Origin of the sequence: Flectobacillus roseus (assembly GCF_030056595.1) — a bacterium.
Classification (GTDB): domain Bacteria; phylum Bacteroidota; class Bacteroidia; order Cytophagales; family Spirosomataceae; genus Flectobacillus; species Flectobacillus roseus.
Genome location: NZ_JASHIF010000010.1, coordinates 195,199 through 212,648, shown reverse-complemented (window position 1 = coordinate 212,648; position 17,450 = coordinate 195,199). Strand labels below are relative to the sequence as shown.

The following is a 17,450-nucleotide window of genomic DNA, read 5'->3' as shown; positions in this document are numbered from 1 at the left end:
GTAACTGCAAGAGTTACCGCTACATTTACTTTATTAGAAAGACAAAGCAATCCTTCGTACAAACCAAATTCACAACTCATAATTCAGTACTAATACCTAGACTTTATTCATAGATAATAAAAAACCCTCAAATGAGTCATACACATTTGAGGGTTTTAAACTTATAATATACACTATTATTGGTGTTCGTCTCTTAAAAGGTCGTTTACCGTTTTTACTGGATTGAACGTAATCAATGGAACTTCTACAAAAACAGTATTCCAATCAGACATAGCGCCATTCCATAAACCTGGAAGTTCTTGTGCCTTTACTTCTTTTCCGTCACGAGATTTCACCGTTACGAAGCCAGTTTTAGGGTCTCTAAATTGCAATAAATTGAATTTTTCGCCTTTACCATTCTTCAAACCACAGATCAAATCAACTGGGTTAAAGTGAGTTGAGTTATTGAAAATGGCTTTTTGCTCATCACTGTCTACATCTATTTGAGCAGACTCTACAATTTGCAATGAAGCTGTTCCATCTGAGTTTTTGCACCAGAAAGGACCGCCGCCAGGTTCGCCAGTGTTTTTCACAACACCACATACACGAATAGGACGATTCAATTTTGTTTTGAAATATGTTACTTTTTGCTCGTCTGAGTAAGTATCGAAGCCCGCTGGAGGTAGTACGCAAATCTCTTTTTCGTAGAATTCAGCTAACTCAGCTAATAATTCTGGCGTTACACCAGCTTCTAAGGCAGCCTCAAAGGCAAAGATTTTTGATTGATAATTCAACAAAATACCTGCAAGTGCTTTCTTATAATCATAAGTTGTACCTTTCAAGCGATCTGGAACAACGTTGTCGATATTCTTGATAAATACGATGTCTGCATCGATATCATTCAAGTTTTCAATCAAAGCACCATGACCCGCAGGACGGAACAATAAGGTATCATCTTTTTCACGGAATGGAGAATTATCCATGTTTACCGCGATGGTATCTGTTGAGCCTTTTTGTTCAGAGAATGAAACGTTAAATTTCGTATTTAAAGCTCTTTGATAGTACGGCAAGATACTTTTGGTTAAGCCTTGGAAACCAGCGTTGTATTCTGGCGATACCGTAAAGTGCAAGTTGGCAACACCTTCCGAAGCACCATAGTTAGCAGCCTCGATAATATGTTCCTCTAATGGCGTACGACAACCCTCTGGGTAGGTATGAAATTTCAACAAACCTTTTGGTAAATAGCCGTAGTTTAATCCTTTTTCTGTCAAGAAATACTCTGCAATAGTCTGCTTATCTGCATCTTCTGGAATTAACTCCAATAAGTCTTTGTAAAAAGCAAATAAAGGAAGTTTTTCAAAAAACTGATCTACCGATTTATCTGCTTTGTTCTCTGTCAGGAAAGTAAAAAGGGACTTAAACATACGAGTAGCGGCTCCAGATGCAGGCACAAACTTTAATAAGTTGAGACCCGCTGAGTTTTGAGCATAGCTATCGGCATATTGCTTCACTTCTTCATCCGATAAGCGAATTACACCGTCGTTGACAGTTGCTGCTTTTTCTAGACTCATGAATGGGAATCCCGTTCTGAAGTCTTCAATTTGCTGCTCTACCGTCTCTATCGCAATGTTTTTGGATTGAATTTGTAAAAGGTCTTTTTCTGAAAACATAGTCGCTTTGGAGTAAGAGTATTTTTTAATGGGATAAAATCTATATTACTTATTTAATTGGTACTGAATTGCTGAGTTGTGGTTGGTGCAAAGCTCCAAAACGTATAACTTGTTGGTCTTTCAACCCAATATTTCTATGGTAAAAACTCTTTTTCCCATCAACAAATATACTTTTTTTGGATAGCATATTTGTATAAAAGTTAGTGAGCGGTAGCTATTACCATAAATCTAATTTTCTTCTGTCCAAATGCTTTTTACACTTGTAAAAGTAGAGGTTCATATTCTTTTCATAGTCATGACTAGGTTAAAGATGTAGAGTATCTACGTTGGTTTATCTAGCAAGTTTTTTAGGCAGCTTTGGATTTAGAAATTGAAGCCAAACCCGCTTTAATATCATGCTTAGAAGGCCAATAGATTTTAAATATACTCATTTGTTTGGGAAGCCTTTATCTACTTTTACTTTTTTTTCCTCAATAATTTATTAATCGACTTTAATTCCACCTTTGAGTACCATTTTCACCTTTCTAATGGCTTTAATATCTTGTATTGGATTTCCCTCTACCACAACAATATCCGCTAAATTCCCAGCCTTGATTCTACCAAGTTCTTTTAATTTAAAGACATCTGCATTGATAGATGTACTCGAACGCAATACATCCAATGGCTTCATCCCATATTCTACCATCAATTCTAATTCCCGTGCGTTATCGCCATGATTAAACACGCCGACGTCGCCTCCCATACAAATTTTCACGCCTGATTCTAAAGCCTGCTTGAAAGCTTTACGCTTAGTCACTATACGCTCTGGTTCGGGATCCTGTCCTTTTTTCCACCCTCTATATTGCGAAATAGCGTCACCAGCAGCCAAAGTTGGACAAAAACATACATCGTGTTGTTTCATCAAGGCAAAAACCTCTGGCGTAGCATTATCGCCATGTTCAATGGTCTTGACACCTGCCATTACGGCTCTGCGAATACCTTCTGCTGTAGAAGCATGGGCCACTACGTCCCGTCCTGAACTGCGGGCTATATCAACCACCATTTTGAGCTCTGATTCTAAAAAAGTAGGCTGAGCATCTTTAAATAAACCCCATCGGTAATCGGCATATACCTTCACGACATCGGCTCCTTTCCCAATTTGAGTACGCACAGCTTTTGCCAAATTATCAACACCATCAGCCTCTTCAGCTCCTTGTATTACTGATACATCTGACTGAAATCCTTTGGGTCCGTAGCTTCCTGTAGCTACGAGCGCTCGACCTGCAACAAGCATACGAGGCCCCTGAATGACACCCTTTTCAATAGATTGTTTCAATCCTACATCATCATAATCAGCGCCTTCTGAACCTAAATCTCTCACCGTAGTAAAACCTGCTAATAAAGTTTTGCGAGCGTGGTTGCCAGCCCGCAAAATACGCTCAGCGCGTGATTCTCGTAGTACTTGGTCATCCCAAGTAACTTCATTGTAGGGATGTAACAGTAAGTGAGAATGCCCCTCTATGAGTCCAGGAAGCAATGTACAATTGGGCAAATCAATGATTTCGGTATTAGCTGGCACTTTTAAAGTGGCTCCAACTGCTTCTATTCGTTGATTATGCACTAATACTTGCCAATTTGCTTGAAGATTTTCACCATCAAAAACCTGTTGAGGTTTTAGTAAAATCCATTTTTCTTGTGCCATTGACTGTAATCCCGCCGCAAGTATGAATCCAGAGAGTAAAACTTTTTTTAACATATTTGAATTAAGTTAGTGCGCAAAATAAAATTTAAGATGTGCTTTGGGCTTTCAGGTATCGGCTTTCGGCGGTGGGCTTTGGAAAAAAGCATGGCTGTGGTTATTAAAAAATATTTTAACACTCTTTGCCTAGTGCCTGTTGCCTAGTGCCTAAACACATAACTTAAATCTTATTTTGCATGATTACTTATATAACTCTAATCAATACAAGGCGAATCAAATCAATTAGAGCTTTTAGTTTGATGAATGTAAGAGGTATTCGCCTCAGGTAAAATTGCCTTCACTGTAAATGTAAAAATTCTCCATTAAAAACTCATCTTTCCATAGAGGTGATATGTGATGATATAGCAACAAAAAAGCCACTTCTTTCGAAGTGGCTTAATAATTTTAGAAGCCGTCTTTGGCTTCCTCTTTTTTCTTTTCTACTTTTTTAGTTTTATCATCACCTTGAGCGACCTTTTTCTGCTTAGTTTCTTTCACTCGATAAGCTTCCATAAAGCGTTCTACAAAGGCTAGCTTTTCCTCGGCTCCAACGCCTAAGAAAATATAGGAGTTCTTACCACTACCTTTTTTCACACCTTTTGCCTTGGCAGCTACAGCATTGTTGAATTCTGCATCTGATGAAATTACGCCCATTTCGCCTTTGATATAGCCCAAAAAGTACCATGTATCTTCGTTTGGCGCTAAATACAAATAGAACTCATCTCCCTCATTGGTTTTACGAATTTCTAGATACCCATCTACTTCCGAGTTAATATCTGTTCCGCCTATACTTGCCAAGCTCAGTTTTCCTGTTGAATAAAACGCCGATTGTTGATCCGAATAGCGTAGATTAACCTTAGAAAATACTAATGAGGTATTCAACTTAGAATTGATGGTATGCACAGGGACGTGTTCGTTTTTCAAACGACGTTCGATTGACTCTACGGCTTTGTGACCGACCAAATTTGCCAGTTTTGACATCAAGCGTTCTTTATCTTCAGGTTCGTCGGCACTACCATTATCTCTAGAGTCCAAGTTGATTTTAACAATTTTGTCTGATAATGCTTTTAGTACTTCCGAAGGCATCGGGAAATTGACTAATAGCATTTGATCAAATTTATATTTACTACTATCTATTCGAATATCCGCAAAACCTGCTCCTTGAATATAGTTATTTGGGGTAAAGAAATTGAAGGCACCTTCCAAATTCAAAGTTTTCTTGGCATCATCATAGATATAGCGATTGGCTTCGTAGGATTTATCGGTTTCTTCTGTGCCTATTTCAAACTTTGATGATTTGGCAACATCTCTGAATTTACCATTTACGACAAAGATATTTTCGTCTTTGGCATCTGTTTTTTCAGATAAGAAAGTCGTGTAAAGTCCCGTAGAAGCTGTTCGGAAATGTAAACCAGCTAACAATTGCGTATTGATATCGCTTTTTAATTCTGGCTGTACATCTAGCGTTAGATTGTTGGTGCTATTGCCTTTGTAGGGAATCCAACTAATTACATCTGAGCGTCCTTTAGTTTCTGGTTTAATAAAACCTTCCATTTTAAGATTCTTCTCCGAGGCTGTTAAAATTACATCGCCTTTGTAAAGAATTTTTGACGAAAGATGGAATTTATCTTTCTCATCTACTGTCGCTTTGGCTGTAGTCGTAATAGCTTTTACCTTTTTATTTTTACGGTCGTCAGCACCAGTTTCTTTAAAAGTAAAGTTACCAATCTTCAGATTCAGCGTATCACCGACCAAGTTTGGGAAGCGATAAATGGCGTCGCCTTCAAAAGCATTTCTCGATAAAATTCGAATATTACCTCCAACGAGTTTATGATAGCTCGTGAGCGTATCAATTTCGAGTTTGGCATTGTAGAAAGTCTTCATTTCGGCATCGCGACGAATTGATACTTGGCCTTGGTCTGGAATAATTTTAGCATCAGCAGACTTAATAAATGGCACACCACTAATATTCAATGATTGTTTTTCGATTTCGTAAAGTGCTCCTGACCCATTGAATGTTAAGCCCTCTTGAGATGGCTCGATTGAAGTAAAGGTTGATGTTTTAACATCGCCTTTCATCGTAATATTTTTCTTATTAATATCCCATTCCGCACTATTGATAGAAGTACGATAGGCTGTATAAGGGAAATACATACTTGTAGAATCTTCGAGCTTGAGTACGGCAGGAGTTTTGATATTTACTTTACCTGTAGTCAAGTTGAAATACACATTCATATGCTTACCAAACAAGGCAGGCTTAGCCGCTTTTAGATTACTACCTACCATCAAGTTGGCTGGTTCGGCGGAGAACCCATCTTTTCCAAATTTGAAATTATCAGACTCCGTCTCTGAATCTTGGCGGTGTACTTTACCAAAACCAAACATACCTGTCTGACGAACTAATAACTTACCTTCTAGTTTCGAAGAAGCAGCATAAAATTCAAATGAGTTTCCTTTGGTTTCAATCAACATACTATCCACTTTGGGTTGCCACTTAAGCGAGTAGTTTTTAATGTCTACTTTGGTAAAATAAGCTTGACCGACAGGACCTTCATTAATTTTACCGATGGTACCAGTAGCATTGACTGAGTCTTGCGTAAATACGGCCTCTTTAGCCTGAATTTGCGCTGTTAGGTGGTTGATTTCTCCAGCAGTATGCAAACCTCGCTTATCCATAATCAATGGTTCCTCAAACTTGATAAAGCTTTTGGTATTATAAAGCACATACTTACCCTCCGCCACTTTGTGACTAAACCCAAGGGTATTGTCTGGCATCGAAATCAGGGTTTCTTTAAAAGGTGGGAAAATACCATCCGAATAGAATGTTCCCACAAAGTCGATATCCTTGATATTTAAACTATCAAAATCAATGCTTGGTACTTTAAAATACACCTTTTTGTTATACGCCATTTGTCCACGATAGGCATGGTCGAAATAGGCGGTAACGCCCGTAGGAACCACCAATCGAGGATATTCAACCAGTCTTTGACGACCAGATTTGTTGTCGGGTTTGTTGATATAAATTGTACCCGACTCATACTTCAAATCACCTCCAACTTCGGTTCTGCCACGTTTGGCAAGCTCTTTTTGTGGCACAAAAGTAATAGAGTCAATTTTGTTTAGTTTAACACTAAATTCACCATAATTAAAGGATAAATCTTTTCCTCTAAATCTAAAATTACCTGTTTTTAACTCTCCACTAATACCGAAGTTACGGTCCTTATTTACTTTGATAAGATTGTCATAGGGAGCCATGTACACATTTAGTGAATCTGACAAATAAAACTGCTTAACCCCTCTAATAATCAACTGATTGTCCTTTAAACTCAATGTTGCATTAGCTGTGGTATCTTTACTACTAGTTGCATAAAGCGATGGGATTAATAAGTTGTCATAATCTCGTTTGGTATTTTGAACCGATAAGTAATGAGTTCCCTTTCTAGACAATTTGATAGTTTCGACTTCAGGGTCATACTCGAAGTAACCCTTTTGCATCATTGCCAAAAATACAGGTTTGAGCGTAGCTAGGTCTTTGTTATAGGCTTTGGCTAATTCTGAAAGTTTTACGGTAGTCAAATTATTTTTTTTGACATAATTATTAACCACAGTCAATGGATTGAAACCGAAGGTTTCCGAAATTTTATTGAATCGCTCTGGATTAAAATAGTCAAATGATTCGAATAAGGCAGGCACTACATTTTTAGCGACGAGTATATAAAAGTCAACCTTATGGTCACGCAAACTCCAGCGCATAGCATCGGCTGTAATTTCTAGTTTATGATAGCTATCAATATAACCCGCTTCCTTAAAACCACTTTCATCGACTTTACTTAGTCGCAAATTTTGCTGCAATCGGTCGTACGTTAGTTTTCCTAATGGATGATAAATAGAATCATTTTCGGCAAAATATCCTGTAAAGGAGGCGGCTGGTGAGGTAATTAAGGAATCTCCTATTATGAATTTTCTACCCGAAATCTTGAAAGCTACCTTTCCTTCTTTTTTTACTACGATGGTGGTATACTTTTCCTGCAGAGATGAACTCAACACTGTATTGCCAGACAAGGCAATACCTCCTTTATATTCAAAATCAGCAGATTTCTTTAGCACTGCTTCATTCTTGAAAGACATAAAACGAGGAAAGGTTGACACTACATTTTTTGGGCGTTTTTTACTCTGAAACTCAAACATTCCTTTGATAGGATTCGCAAGCTTATCGGCATAGGTCAGCGTCGACGACTCGGCCTTTAATCGTGGATTACGAATATCCATGCTATAGTTATCCAAAACGGCATATGCCTGTGGCAGTCCTACTGTTTCCCAAGAAAACTTTCCACCAGTACCGAGTAATACTCCATCTTTGATACCCAATGTAGCATTAGTACCTATCAAAGTTGCCGAATCACTGGCGGTAACAATAGAAAGGTTGATATTCTTAAAAACAATCGCTGGACCAGGATTGATAAACAAAGGAGCGGTTTCTTCTACAGGTGCTGGGGCTGCTCCATTGTTGCTTGGGGTAGGGGGAGCATCGTCCCAGCCGTCGCTATTTGAAGGAGTAGTAGTGGCTGCATTGCTGTTGGTTGGCGCAACAGCAGTTGTATTTGAAAGCTCTACTTTTTGGTCATTATATTGAAAGCTAATATTCCCATCCAACACATACAATTTGTTGTAATTGGTATAATACACCGCCTTATTGCCAAATAGCAATTTCGAAATTTCTATCAAACGAAGGGTTGTCTTAGTATCGTTACTTTCAACTGATTTGCGTAGTGTTTCGAGAAAAGCATCCAATGTAGCTCCCGAAAGTTGACTAGTAGCTGAACCTGTCACCACAACATCAAATAGGTTTGAAAAGTGGGGTGGTTTGTACCCTTTTTTGACCATAAAATTTGAAAGGCTCGCTATCTTGGTCTTTTGTGGACTAGCTAGTTTGTCGGAATTCCATAGTTTTTCAAAGCCCTTGGCTATACTTTCGGCTTGCGGATTACCCGATACACTCAGCACATTTTGGGCATCAGCCAAAAATTCCTCTGGCTTATCTGATAGTTTTAGACCTTGACCATAAGTTTTTACGGTAAAAAGTAAGCCCAGAACTAACAAAAAGTAAATTTTGAGTTTCATGGATAGTATTTTTTAGTGTTAGAGTGATTTGGAGAATTTTCTCCGAAACCATAGGATGTTCTGGTAAAAATAACGACTTTTTCGCAAAGGTATTGCCAAGTCCGTGGATTACACAGCTTTTCGCTAAAGGACTTTGTCTTGTAATGAAAAAGGGACTTTTCGTCGAATTTTGCTTACCTTGTCTTCCTAAAAAGTTAATTTTGATAAAGTTTTTAGCTCAATCTTATATTGTCAGAACTTGGGCATTTTCACGCAAGACAATGCTTTTTAAAGAAAGACAAAAAATAAATCCTTTCGGTTGTACCGAAAACCCGAAACCAAAACATTATTTATCATTCATTTTAATATTACACTTCATGAAAAAATTAGTAAGCCTTTTGTGCTTTCTCAGCTGGGCATTTGTAAGCCTTGGTCAAAATAGCGATAAACCTTATGTTGTAATGGTTTCGTTCGATGGGTTCCGTCATGACTATGTTCAGAAATACCCTGTAAAACATCTTAAAAACTTTATCAAAAAAGGGGCTGCAGCCGAGGTAATGCTGCCTTCGTATCCAAGCAAAACCTTTCCTAATCATTATACTTTGGTAACAGGCCTGTACCCCGACCATCATGGTTTGATTGATAATACTTTTTATGATGCGGGTCGTGATACCTTTTATTCAATTCGCCAGCGCGATAAGGTAGAAGACCCTTATTATTATGGTGGTTTGCCTATTTGGCAATTGGTTCAACAAAATGGAATGAAAGCTGCTTCCTATTTCTGGGTAGGCTCCGAAGCCCCAATTGGTGGTCAATATCCCAGCTATTATCATCGTTTCGACGACAAAGTACCTCATCCAAAGCGTGTTCAAGCGGTATTTGATTGGTTGAATTTACCAGAAGCCGATCGTCCGCACCTGATGACGATTTATTTCTCGATGGTCGATACACAAGGACATGAATATGGCCCTAATGCACCTGAAACCGAAGCTGCGGTGATGGAAGCAGACAGTTTGGTAGGTATGTTGATGAATGGATTAAAGAAAATTAAATTGCCTGTAAATGTTATCCTTACCGCTGACCACGGTATGTACGAAATGCAAAACCGTCCAGAGACGTTTATCATTGCCGATGATTTCTTGGAAGGGTTGAACAAACAAGATTTCCTTTTTGTAAATAATAGCACCCACGGTAATATTTTCTTGAAAAATAAAGACAAAGCCGACGAAATATTCAATGCGATTGCTGCAAAGGAAAAGCATTTTAAGATTTATAAAAAAGCAGATATTCCCGAAAAATTACATTTCAATACCAACGCTCGTATTGGTGATATGCTATTGGTGGTAGAACCAGGCTATGGTTTTTATAACAAAGAATCTCTTGCTAAAAAACCTGAAAAACGTAAAGTTTGGGGCGTACACGGATTCGACCCAACTGCTTGCCCAGAAATGGGGGCGATTTTCTATGCTAACGGTCCTAATATCAAGAAAGGAGTAAAAATTCCGACTTTCCAAAATATCCATGTATATCCATTTATTGCACAACTTTTAGGCATCAGCACTCCTCCAATCGACGGCGACCCAAAGGTTTTAGAAGGGATTATTAAGAAGTAAGTTAGTGGGCAAAATAAAACTCAACTATTTGGCTTTCGACTTTCAGCAATGGGCTTTCGGTAAAACATATCTTTAATTACTACAAAACATGTTAAAACTCTTTGCCTAGTGCCTAAAGCACACAACTTAAATCTTATTTTGCACGATTACTTAAGTGTTGAAATATTTGTAAAGAGGGCAATGGATATACCAAAAAAGGGATAAAGTTTAACTGATAAACTTTATCCCTTTTTTGGTATATCTTGACTAGGTATCGGTTCTCAGATAGCCATGTACTAAAGATGCTGAGCTTGGGAGATATAGAAAAACTTACATTTTGTACCACACTGCCGCAATCAAACATCCGCAATCCGAAATAGCCAATTACTCTCTTTCAAAAACAACTGAAGCCCAGTTATTTTTGGTATCAAAAAAGGTCTTTTTCAAACCCACTTCGTTGGCTACTTGTTCAATATCTGCGATGTCATGCTCGTAAAAACCACTTACCACCAAATAAGCTTTTGGTAACATAAACGTCACATATTTCGGAATGTCACGCATTAAAATATTGCGATTGATATTTGCCAATACGATGTCATACAAATCTGCTGGTTCGTCGTCGATAGTTCCTTGTCTTACCACTACGCCTTCGCAATGGTTCAATTCCACATTCTCGCGAGAGTTTTCGGCAGCCCATTCTTCAATATCAAAAGCCGACACATAGCTAGCGCCTAATTTGGCTGCCATAATCGCCAAAATACCCGTTCCACAACCGACATCAAGTACTTTTTTGCCCTGATGCTCTGCTGCCAATTGTGAGCCTTGTATACCCAAAACCATCGAAGTAGTTTCGTGGTGACCCGTACCAAATGACATTTTAGGATTAATCACAATATCAAAACGGTGCTGGTCATCTGGTTCGTGGAAACTCGCACGTACGCGTACCAAGCCATTTACACTGATTGGCTCATAACTTTTTTCCCACTCCTCATTCCAGTTTTTCTTCTCAAGCATGCTGTAGCTATAACTAATCGGTGTCATGGCCAAGTATCTTTCCATAATTTCGTCAACGGTTTCTTCCGAAAACAAATCTTCTGTGATATAGGCATTCAAGCCATAGCTTTCTTCGGTAAAAGTTTCGAAACCGATTTCGCCAAGCTCGGCCATAAAAATATCTGCAAATTCTGGATTTACAGTGAGTTTCAGTTCTATATAGTTCATTACGATATGATGAAAATACGTCTGATTTGACGCTTCAATTTTTTACAAAGGTAGTGGTTTTTAGAAAATCGCAGGTGCTCCAAAGCCTATAACAACAAAAAAGCCTCCCGAAGGAGGCTATTCTCAAATTTCATGCTCGCTATTACGCTACTTGGTCTAGTTTGAGACGAAGGGTTTCGACACCACGGTGAATATTATTATTTACCGATTGATAGTTAATTCCCATCTTTTCAGCAATTTCCTGATTACCCATTTTGTCGAAGTAACGCATTTTGAGTGTTTCCCAAACACGAGGTGACAAGTCTTGTACAGCTTTTTCCAAACGCTGGAAAGTAGCTTCACGCTCATCGCTATCGTGCTGATAGTAAAAGGCATCCTTTTCGAACTCATACGTCAACTCTGGCGAATCATCAAAAGAAAAACTATTGCGTGATTCTGCCACACGACGTACTAGCTCATGCCTAAGAGAGGTTTTAAGGTAAGGTTCTATATTGTCAGTGTCCGAAAGGAACGTCCTACGATTCCAAAGGTTAAGGAATAAATCATGTACTGCATCCATTACCTGCTCGGTATCCATCGAGATTTTGTTGCCGTAGCGAATCAAAACCTTGTAATACTTCAAGTATACCAACTGAAACGCATGGGCATCACCAGACTTAAACTGTTGCCATAAGGTAAGGTTTTCGTGAGCAGTTAATTTTTTCATAGGACAATAATTTTACACAAGGGACACAACAAGTTCTAGTTTAGTAATATATCACATGTAAAAACTTTCGATTATACTATTTTGTCGTATATAGTCAAAACCAGTATTATAATTCTGATTTTTTGCTGAATAGTTTTAAATAGAATAAAACGAAGATATTTTGGTAAGATTTCTCTACAAAATGACTAAAAAAAAATGAATAAAACTTTTCGTTAATTAGTAGTTTCTGATACTATATTGGCATAAATACAGTAGATTTGTAAAATATGTCAGTAATTTACTCACAATGAAGCCCCTTTTTCGCAAAGTTCAGGTAGGTCCAGAGCAATCTTTTAGCATACGTCAGGATGCAGTGCCTTATTTCTATAGTCATTGGCATTATCACCCCGAAATCGAAATTGTACATATCCTAAATGGTACAGGAATGCTTTTGGTGGGCGATGGTGTGAGCAATTACCGCGAAGACGATTTGATTATTATTGGTGCCAATGCTCCACATTTTTTTAGAAGCGACCCTCAATATTTTGAACAAAGTATGGATTTACTTTCCAAATCGAATGTGATTCACTTTGACCCAAATTTTTGGGGTGAAACCTTCATGAAGCTACCTGAGGCAGCAAGTTTGAGTGATTTATTTTCGAGAATCCGAAAAGGTATGATGATTCGAGGAGAAGCTCGTGACCAAGCTGGAATACTCATTGACCAAATGCGTCAGTCGTCGGGTATCGATCGTGTGATTTTACTGCTAAAAGTCCTTAAAATTTTTGCAGCAACGACGGAGTACACTTATGTATCGCAAACTGAAGGTACTGCCAGTTTGGACGAACAAAATACCAAACGTATTGACCAGATTTTTTCCTTTTCTCTCAATAATTTTACGAGAGATATTACTTTGCAGGAAGTAGCTGACGTGGCCAATATTAGTGTCAATTCTTTTTGTAGATATTTCAAAACGCATACTCGCAAAACTTATTTCCAGTTTTTGCTAGAACTGCGCATTGGGCATGCTTGTAAGCTATTGGCAGAAGAAAAACTAAGTATATCTCAAATCGCCTACGAAAGTGGCTTCAATAATCTATCACACTTCAATCGCACTTTCAAAAGCATCATGAAAATGCGCCCGAATGAATATCAGCAGTTGTATAAGGTGTAGGAGGAATGACGAATTGAGAATGAGTGAATTAGGGCTGTACGAATGATTTCAAACTATTACAGATTTGGGATTTCTGATTTCGGAAATAACGTAAAATACCTTTGTTTTTTGGAAAATATAGAAGATTATACTTCCGGAATCCAACATCCGATATCCGAAATAAACAGTTTTTATAATCCTTCGTACAGCACTAATTCACAATTCACTCACTCAAAATTCACCATTAAAAGTTATCCCGCCCAATTCTCTCTATCTAGGCTTCGGTATTGGATAGCTTCGGCTATGTGTTCGGTTTGGATATTTTCGGTACCAGCCAAATCGGCAATCGTGCGTGCTACACGCAAAATACGATCGTAGGCGCGCGCTGAAAGTTGAAGCTTTTCCATGGCTCGCTTGAGCAACAAAACTCCCACGGGTTCAAGTACGCATACCTCTTTGACCATTTGCGAAGGCATCATTGCGTTGGAATGTATAGCAGGATAATCTTTAAAACGTTCTGTCTGTATCAATCTCGCCTTGATTACTCGTTCTCTAATCTCCTCACTCGTTTCTGTTTTACGGGTAGAAGATAGCTGGTCGAAATTGACAGGCGTTACTTCCACGTGTAAATCGATACGGTCGAGCAGTGGTCCTGAGATTTTATTCAAATATTTCTGAACTGTTCCTGGAGGGCAACTGCATTCTTTTTCGGGATGATTGTAATAACCGCAAGGACAAGGGTTCATACTTGCAATGAGCATGAAATTGGATGGAAACTCCACCGCCCAACGGGCTCTCGAAATGCTTACTTTTCTTTCCTCCAAAGGTTGACGCATTACTTCTAATGCAGACTTTTTGAATTCGGGTAATTCGTCCAAAAACAATACACCATTATGCGCTAGTGATATTTCGCCAGGCTGTGGATTTGAACCTCCACCTACCAAAGCGGCATCCGAAATGGTATGATGAGGCGAACGATACGGTCGGGTAGAAATCAGGGTAGCTTTCGTACCTAGCTTGCCCGCCACCGAATGAATCTTGGTAGTTTCAAGGGCTTCTTGTAAAGTCAATGGAGGCAAAATCGTTGGCAAACGTTTAGCAAGCATGGTTTTCCCAGCTCCAGGAGGGCCAATCATAATAGCATTATGACCGCCTGCTGCCGCTATTTCGAGCGCACGTTTGATATTTTCTTGCCCTTGTACGTGCGAGAAATCGACATCGTAATCATTTTGAGAATGAAAAAATATATCTCTCGTATCTGTTACCGTCGGTTTTATTTCAAGACTTCCTTTCAAAAAACCGATGGCTTCACCGATATTTTTGACCCCTATAATATCTAAGTTGTTGACAATAGAAGCTTCTGATGCATTTTCAACAGGTAAAATAAAGCCTTTGTAGCCACGTTTACGAGCTTCGATAGCAATGGGCAAAACACCCTTGATAGGTCGTAAAGCACCATCTAATGCCAACTCACCCATAATGACGTAGTCTTCCAAAACAGGTAAATGTGCTTGTTCAGAGGCGTGTATCACCCCCAAAGCAATAGGCAAATCGTATGCTGAACCTTCTTTTCGAATATCAGCAGGAGCTAAATTTACGACCACCTTAGTACGTGGAAAAAAATAGCCTGTTTGTTTGATTGCTGATTCGACACGGTGAGCAGATTCCTTTACGGCACCATCAGGTAAGCCTACAATAAAAAAACCTTGTCCTTGACCTTCACTTACCTCAACGGTAATAATAGTAGCATCTACGCCATGAACGGCGCTTCCATAAGTTTTAGCAAGCATGATTAAAATGTTAGGTAAAGTGATAGATGTATATGAGTTTTGAGTTGTCCTTTGTCCTTGCCTAAAATAGGTTGCCCTCAAAAAGCAACTTTGGGGCTTACGACTTTCAGCAATGTGCTTTTGGCAAAACATATCTATAGTTACTAAAAACATGTTAAAACTCTTTGTCTAGTGCCTAAAGCACATTTTGCCCACTTACTTGTTCATTTGGTTATTGAATGGGTTGTGAGTGATTGTTTCCAAAATACCACGAATAAGGATGAAACTATTTAAAGATAAAAATTAAGGAAAATCACTCATTCATTCAATCACAAATCACCCAATAATTTCTTCCACCAGCGTACAGTGGTTTTCGAGTACAGTTAGTTCCATTGCTCGACCTACTGGCATGGCCCAGTTTTCGGGTTCGTGCCCAACTGGAAAACCATAGGAGCGAGGATATTCGTATTCAGCAACGGCTTCTTCGACGATTTCATAAGCTGTTTTTCCATAGATAGAAGGGTCGTCAGATAGATTAGAAAAATGTCCTACTATCAAACCTGCCAACTCGGCCAACTGCCCAGTACGCTTAAGCTGAATCATCATACGGTCGAGCGCATAATGATATTCGCCTACGTCTTCCAGAAAAAGTATTTTACCACTCAAATTTACCTCTGACCTCGAACCAATCAAATGTACCATCAATGCCAAATTACCACCCACGAGTTGCCCTTGCGCTTTTCCTTTACGATTCATTGGATGACTTGGTACTTGATAGGATACAGGTTTGCCAAATAGCAAGTCTTTGAGCGATTCTAAGCTATGTGCGCCGCCTTCTTGCAAAAATAGTTTAGGCATTACACCATGGATACTTTCGACACCTAAACAAAACGCATGGCAAAGTACCGCCGTAATATCTGAAAAACCAATCAACCATTTTGGGTTTTCTAAAAAAGCATCAAAATTGATTTGGTCTAAAATTCGAGCACTTCCATAACCTCCTCTTGCCGAAAAAATCGCTTTGATAGATGGATTATCCAACATTTGTTGAAGATCTCTTGCACGTATCTCATCGGTTGCCGCATATTGATTATAGCTTGTTTTCAATGATTCGCCCAAAACAACCTTGAGTTCCCATTCTGTTTCCATGTAAGCTATTGCGGCTTCTAAATCTTCAAAAGCGACTTTCCACGCCAATGCCAATACTCCTACGGTATCGCCTTTTTTCAAAAATGGAGGTTTTTGCATCTAATTCTTCAATCTAAATTTTACCGTTTACACAAGATGTAAATTTACATAATTCTAGAGAGATAAGTGAAAAGAAGTTATTAGTTAAGTTAGCACGCAAAATAAAATTTAAGTTTTCAAGCAATAGGCATTAAGCCGTAAGCTAAAGAATGCGCTTGCCTAAAGCCTATTGCTTATTGCCTAGAGCGTATTAATGCAATTAATACCTACCAATATCTACTCCTCAGGAAACAATTCGCTGGCCAATGGCACTGGATTTGTCTCTGATAATTTACTCAAATCCAAGACTACGTGACCACTACTATCTATTTCGCCAAACATTGAAACAAACTTTTGTCCAAATATTACCTCCTCAGCATGATATGAGCTACGAGAATGAACGGTCTGATTAAAGGTATCTTCTGTCCCTTTTATCAAAATCAAAAATTCCGCATGTTTTTCAAGAAGTTCTTCTTGACTCATACCAAACAATGGGCTTTCATCGGTAATAGGATGAACGATAGTCCAACTGCCAGGAAAGAAATTCACTTGGCTTCTTTCCAAATGCAAGCGATTATAGGAGCGTGTTTTTCGACCATGCTCATCTTTTTGTAACATGGATAAATTAACTTCTACCGACAGGTCGATTATTTGGTTATCTCGTGCATTTACAATTCGAAACATCAAACCTGTCATATCCAAATAAGGGGCAACAACAGCCTTGTCAGAGTATAAAATATGAGCAATAGGCCGAGAAAAGCGCCCATAAAGCAAGCCCGTAGCAATAGCAAACCCCATTAATCCTAACAAAGATTCGAGCGATGCCACCGTACTCATAAGCAATCCTGTAGGTGCTATACGCCCATAACCAACCGTGGTAAGAGTTTGGGCTGAAAAGAAAAAAGCATCCATAAATCGCATAGTAGGCGTGCTCATGTCAGCTCCTTGAAGGTGCTCCATTCCGATGACATTATACAGTCCTGCAAATAGCAAATTGACCACCATAAAATACACAACCACTATCATAAAAAATTGAGGCCATGTACAAGTAATCAGCTCATGATAGATATTGATACGGTCGAGAATAGAAGAGCCCACCCTTTTGACATTAAAACTTCCGTCTCGATTGACCAATCGTTGGGCTTCGCCTACTTGCTTGCCAAAACCTAGCTCTTGGCGACTTTCTTCCTGTTTGAGGTATTTATCGTTTTTATAGCGTAATAAAGCCATATATGTGTATGTTGGAAAGGGATTTTTATAGCTAACATATTTTGAAGTCCAAATCGTTTCGTAATTTTAGAGAAGACTCTTGTTACCTTCCAAACCCTATAATACTT

General features: G+C 38.7%; 10 protein-coding genes. 2 read left to right on the top strand and 8 right to left on the bottom strand.

What is annotated here, in order from left to right:
* Positions 1 to 176: 176 nt before the first annotated feature.
* The 3 genes from QM524_RS13385 to QM524_RS13375 all read right to left on the bottom strand — a co-directional run bounded on the left by QM524_RS13385 (position 177) and on the right by QM524_RS13375 (position 8,487).
* A complete protein-coding gene (locus QM524_RS13385) occupies positions 177 to 1,649 on the bottom strand; it encodes a DUF4301 family protein (protein WP_283344990.1) in 1,473 nt (490 codons plus the stop codon).
* Positions 1,650 to 2,130: 481 nt separating this feature from the next.
* Positions 2,131 to 3,384 (bottom strand): metal-dependent hydrolase family protein, encoded by a 1,254-nt coding sequence (locus QM524_RS13380; protein ID WP_283344989.1) that lies wholly within the window; start codon positions 3,382 to 3,384, stop codon positions 2,131 to 2,133.
* Positions 3,385 to 3,771: 387 nt separating this feature from the next.
* Positions 3,772 to 8,487 carry a hypothetical protein gene (locus QM524_RS13375; RefSeq protein ID WP_283344988.1) on the bottom strand — a complete coding sequence of 1,572 codons (4,716 nt, stop codon included), beginning with the start codon at positions 8,485 to 8,487 and terminating at the stop codon, positions 3,772 to 3,774.
* A 356-nt stretch (positions 8,488 to 8,843) separates the two neighbouring features.
* On the opposite strand from QM524_RS13375, the gene QM524_RS13370 reads away from it, so the two are divergent.
* Positions 8,844 to 10,079, top strand: a complete 1,236-nt coding sequence (locus QM524_RS13370) for an alkaline phosphatase family protein (protein WP_095161040.1) — start codon at positions 8,844 to 8,846, stop codon at positions 10,077 to 10,079.
* A 363-nt stretch (positions 10,080 to 10,442) separates the two neighbouring features.
* On the opposite strand, the gene prmA is transcribed toward QM524_RS13370, so the two are convergent.
* Entirely contained in the window at positions 10,443 to 11,279 is an 837-nt protein-coding gene (gene prmA, locus QM524_RS13365; protein ID WP_283344987.1) for a 50S ribosomal protein L11 methyltransferase, read from the bottom strand.
* Between the two features lie 142 nt (positions 11,280 to 11,421).
* Positions 11,422 to 11,985: an RNA polymerase sigma factor gene (locus tag QM524_RS13360; RefSeq protein ID WP_283344986.1), complete on the bottom strand. Its 564-nt coding sequence runs from the start codon at positions 11,983 to 11,985 to the stop codon at positions 11,422 to 11,424.
* A gap of 286 nt (positions 11,986 to 12,271) precedes the next feature.
* On the opposite strand from QM524_RS13360, the gene QM524_RS13355 reads away from it, so the two are divergent.
* A complete protein-coding gene (locus tag QM524_RS13355; protein ID WP_095161037.1) occupies positions 12,272 to 13,138 on the top strand; it encodes an AraC family transcriptional regulator in 867 nt (288 codons plus the stop codon).
* A gap of 230 nt (positions 13,139 to 13,368) precedes the next feature.
* Here QM524_RS13355 and QM524_RS13350 read toward each other — a convergent pair whose 3' ends face one another.
* The 3 genes from QM524_RS13350 to QM524_RS13340 all read right to left on the bottom strand — a co-directional run bounded on the left by QM524_RS13350 (position 13,369) and on the right by QM524_RS13340 (position 17,343).
* Positions 13,369 to 14,907 carry a YifB family Mg chelatase-like AAA ATPase gene (locus QM524_RS13350; protein ID WP_283344985.1) on the bottom strand — a complete coding sequence of 513 codons (1,539 nt, stop codon included), beginning with the start codon at positions 14,905 to 14,907 and terminating at the stop codon, positions 13,369 to 13,371.
* A 315-nt stretch (positions 14,908 to 15,222) separates the two neighbouring features.
* The gene (locus tag QM524_RS13345; protein WP_283344984.1) at positions 15,223 to 16,134 is read right to left on the bottom strand and encodes a S66 peptidase family protein; all 912 of its coding nucleotides are present in this window, start codon (positions 16,132 to 16,134) and stop codon (positions 15,223 to 15,225) included.
* Between the two features lie 216 nt (positions 16,135 to 16,350).
* Positions 16,351 to 17,343: an ion channel gene (locus tag QM524_RS13340; RefSeq protein ID WP_283344983.1), complete on the bottom strand. Its 993-nt coding sequence runs from the start codon at positions 17,341 to 17,343 to the stop codon at positions 16,351 to 16,353.
* Positions 17,344 to 17,450 lie beyond the last annotated feature (107 nt).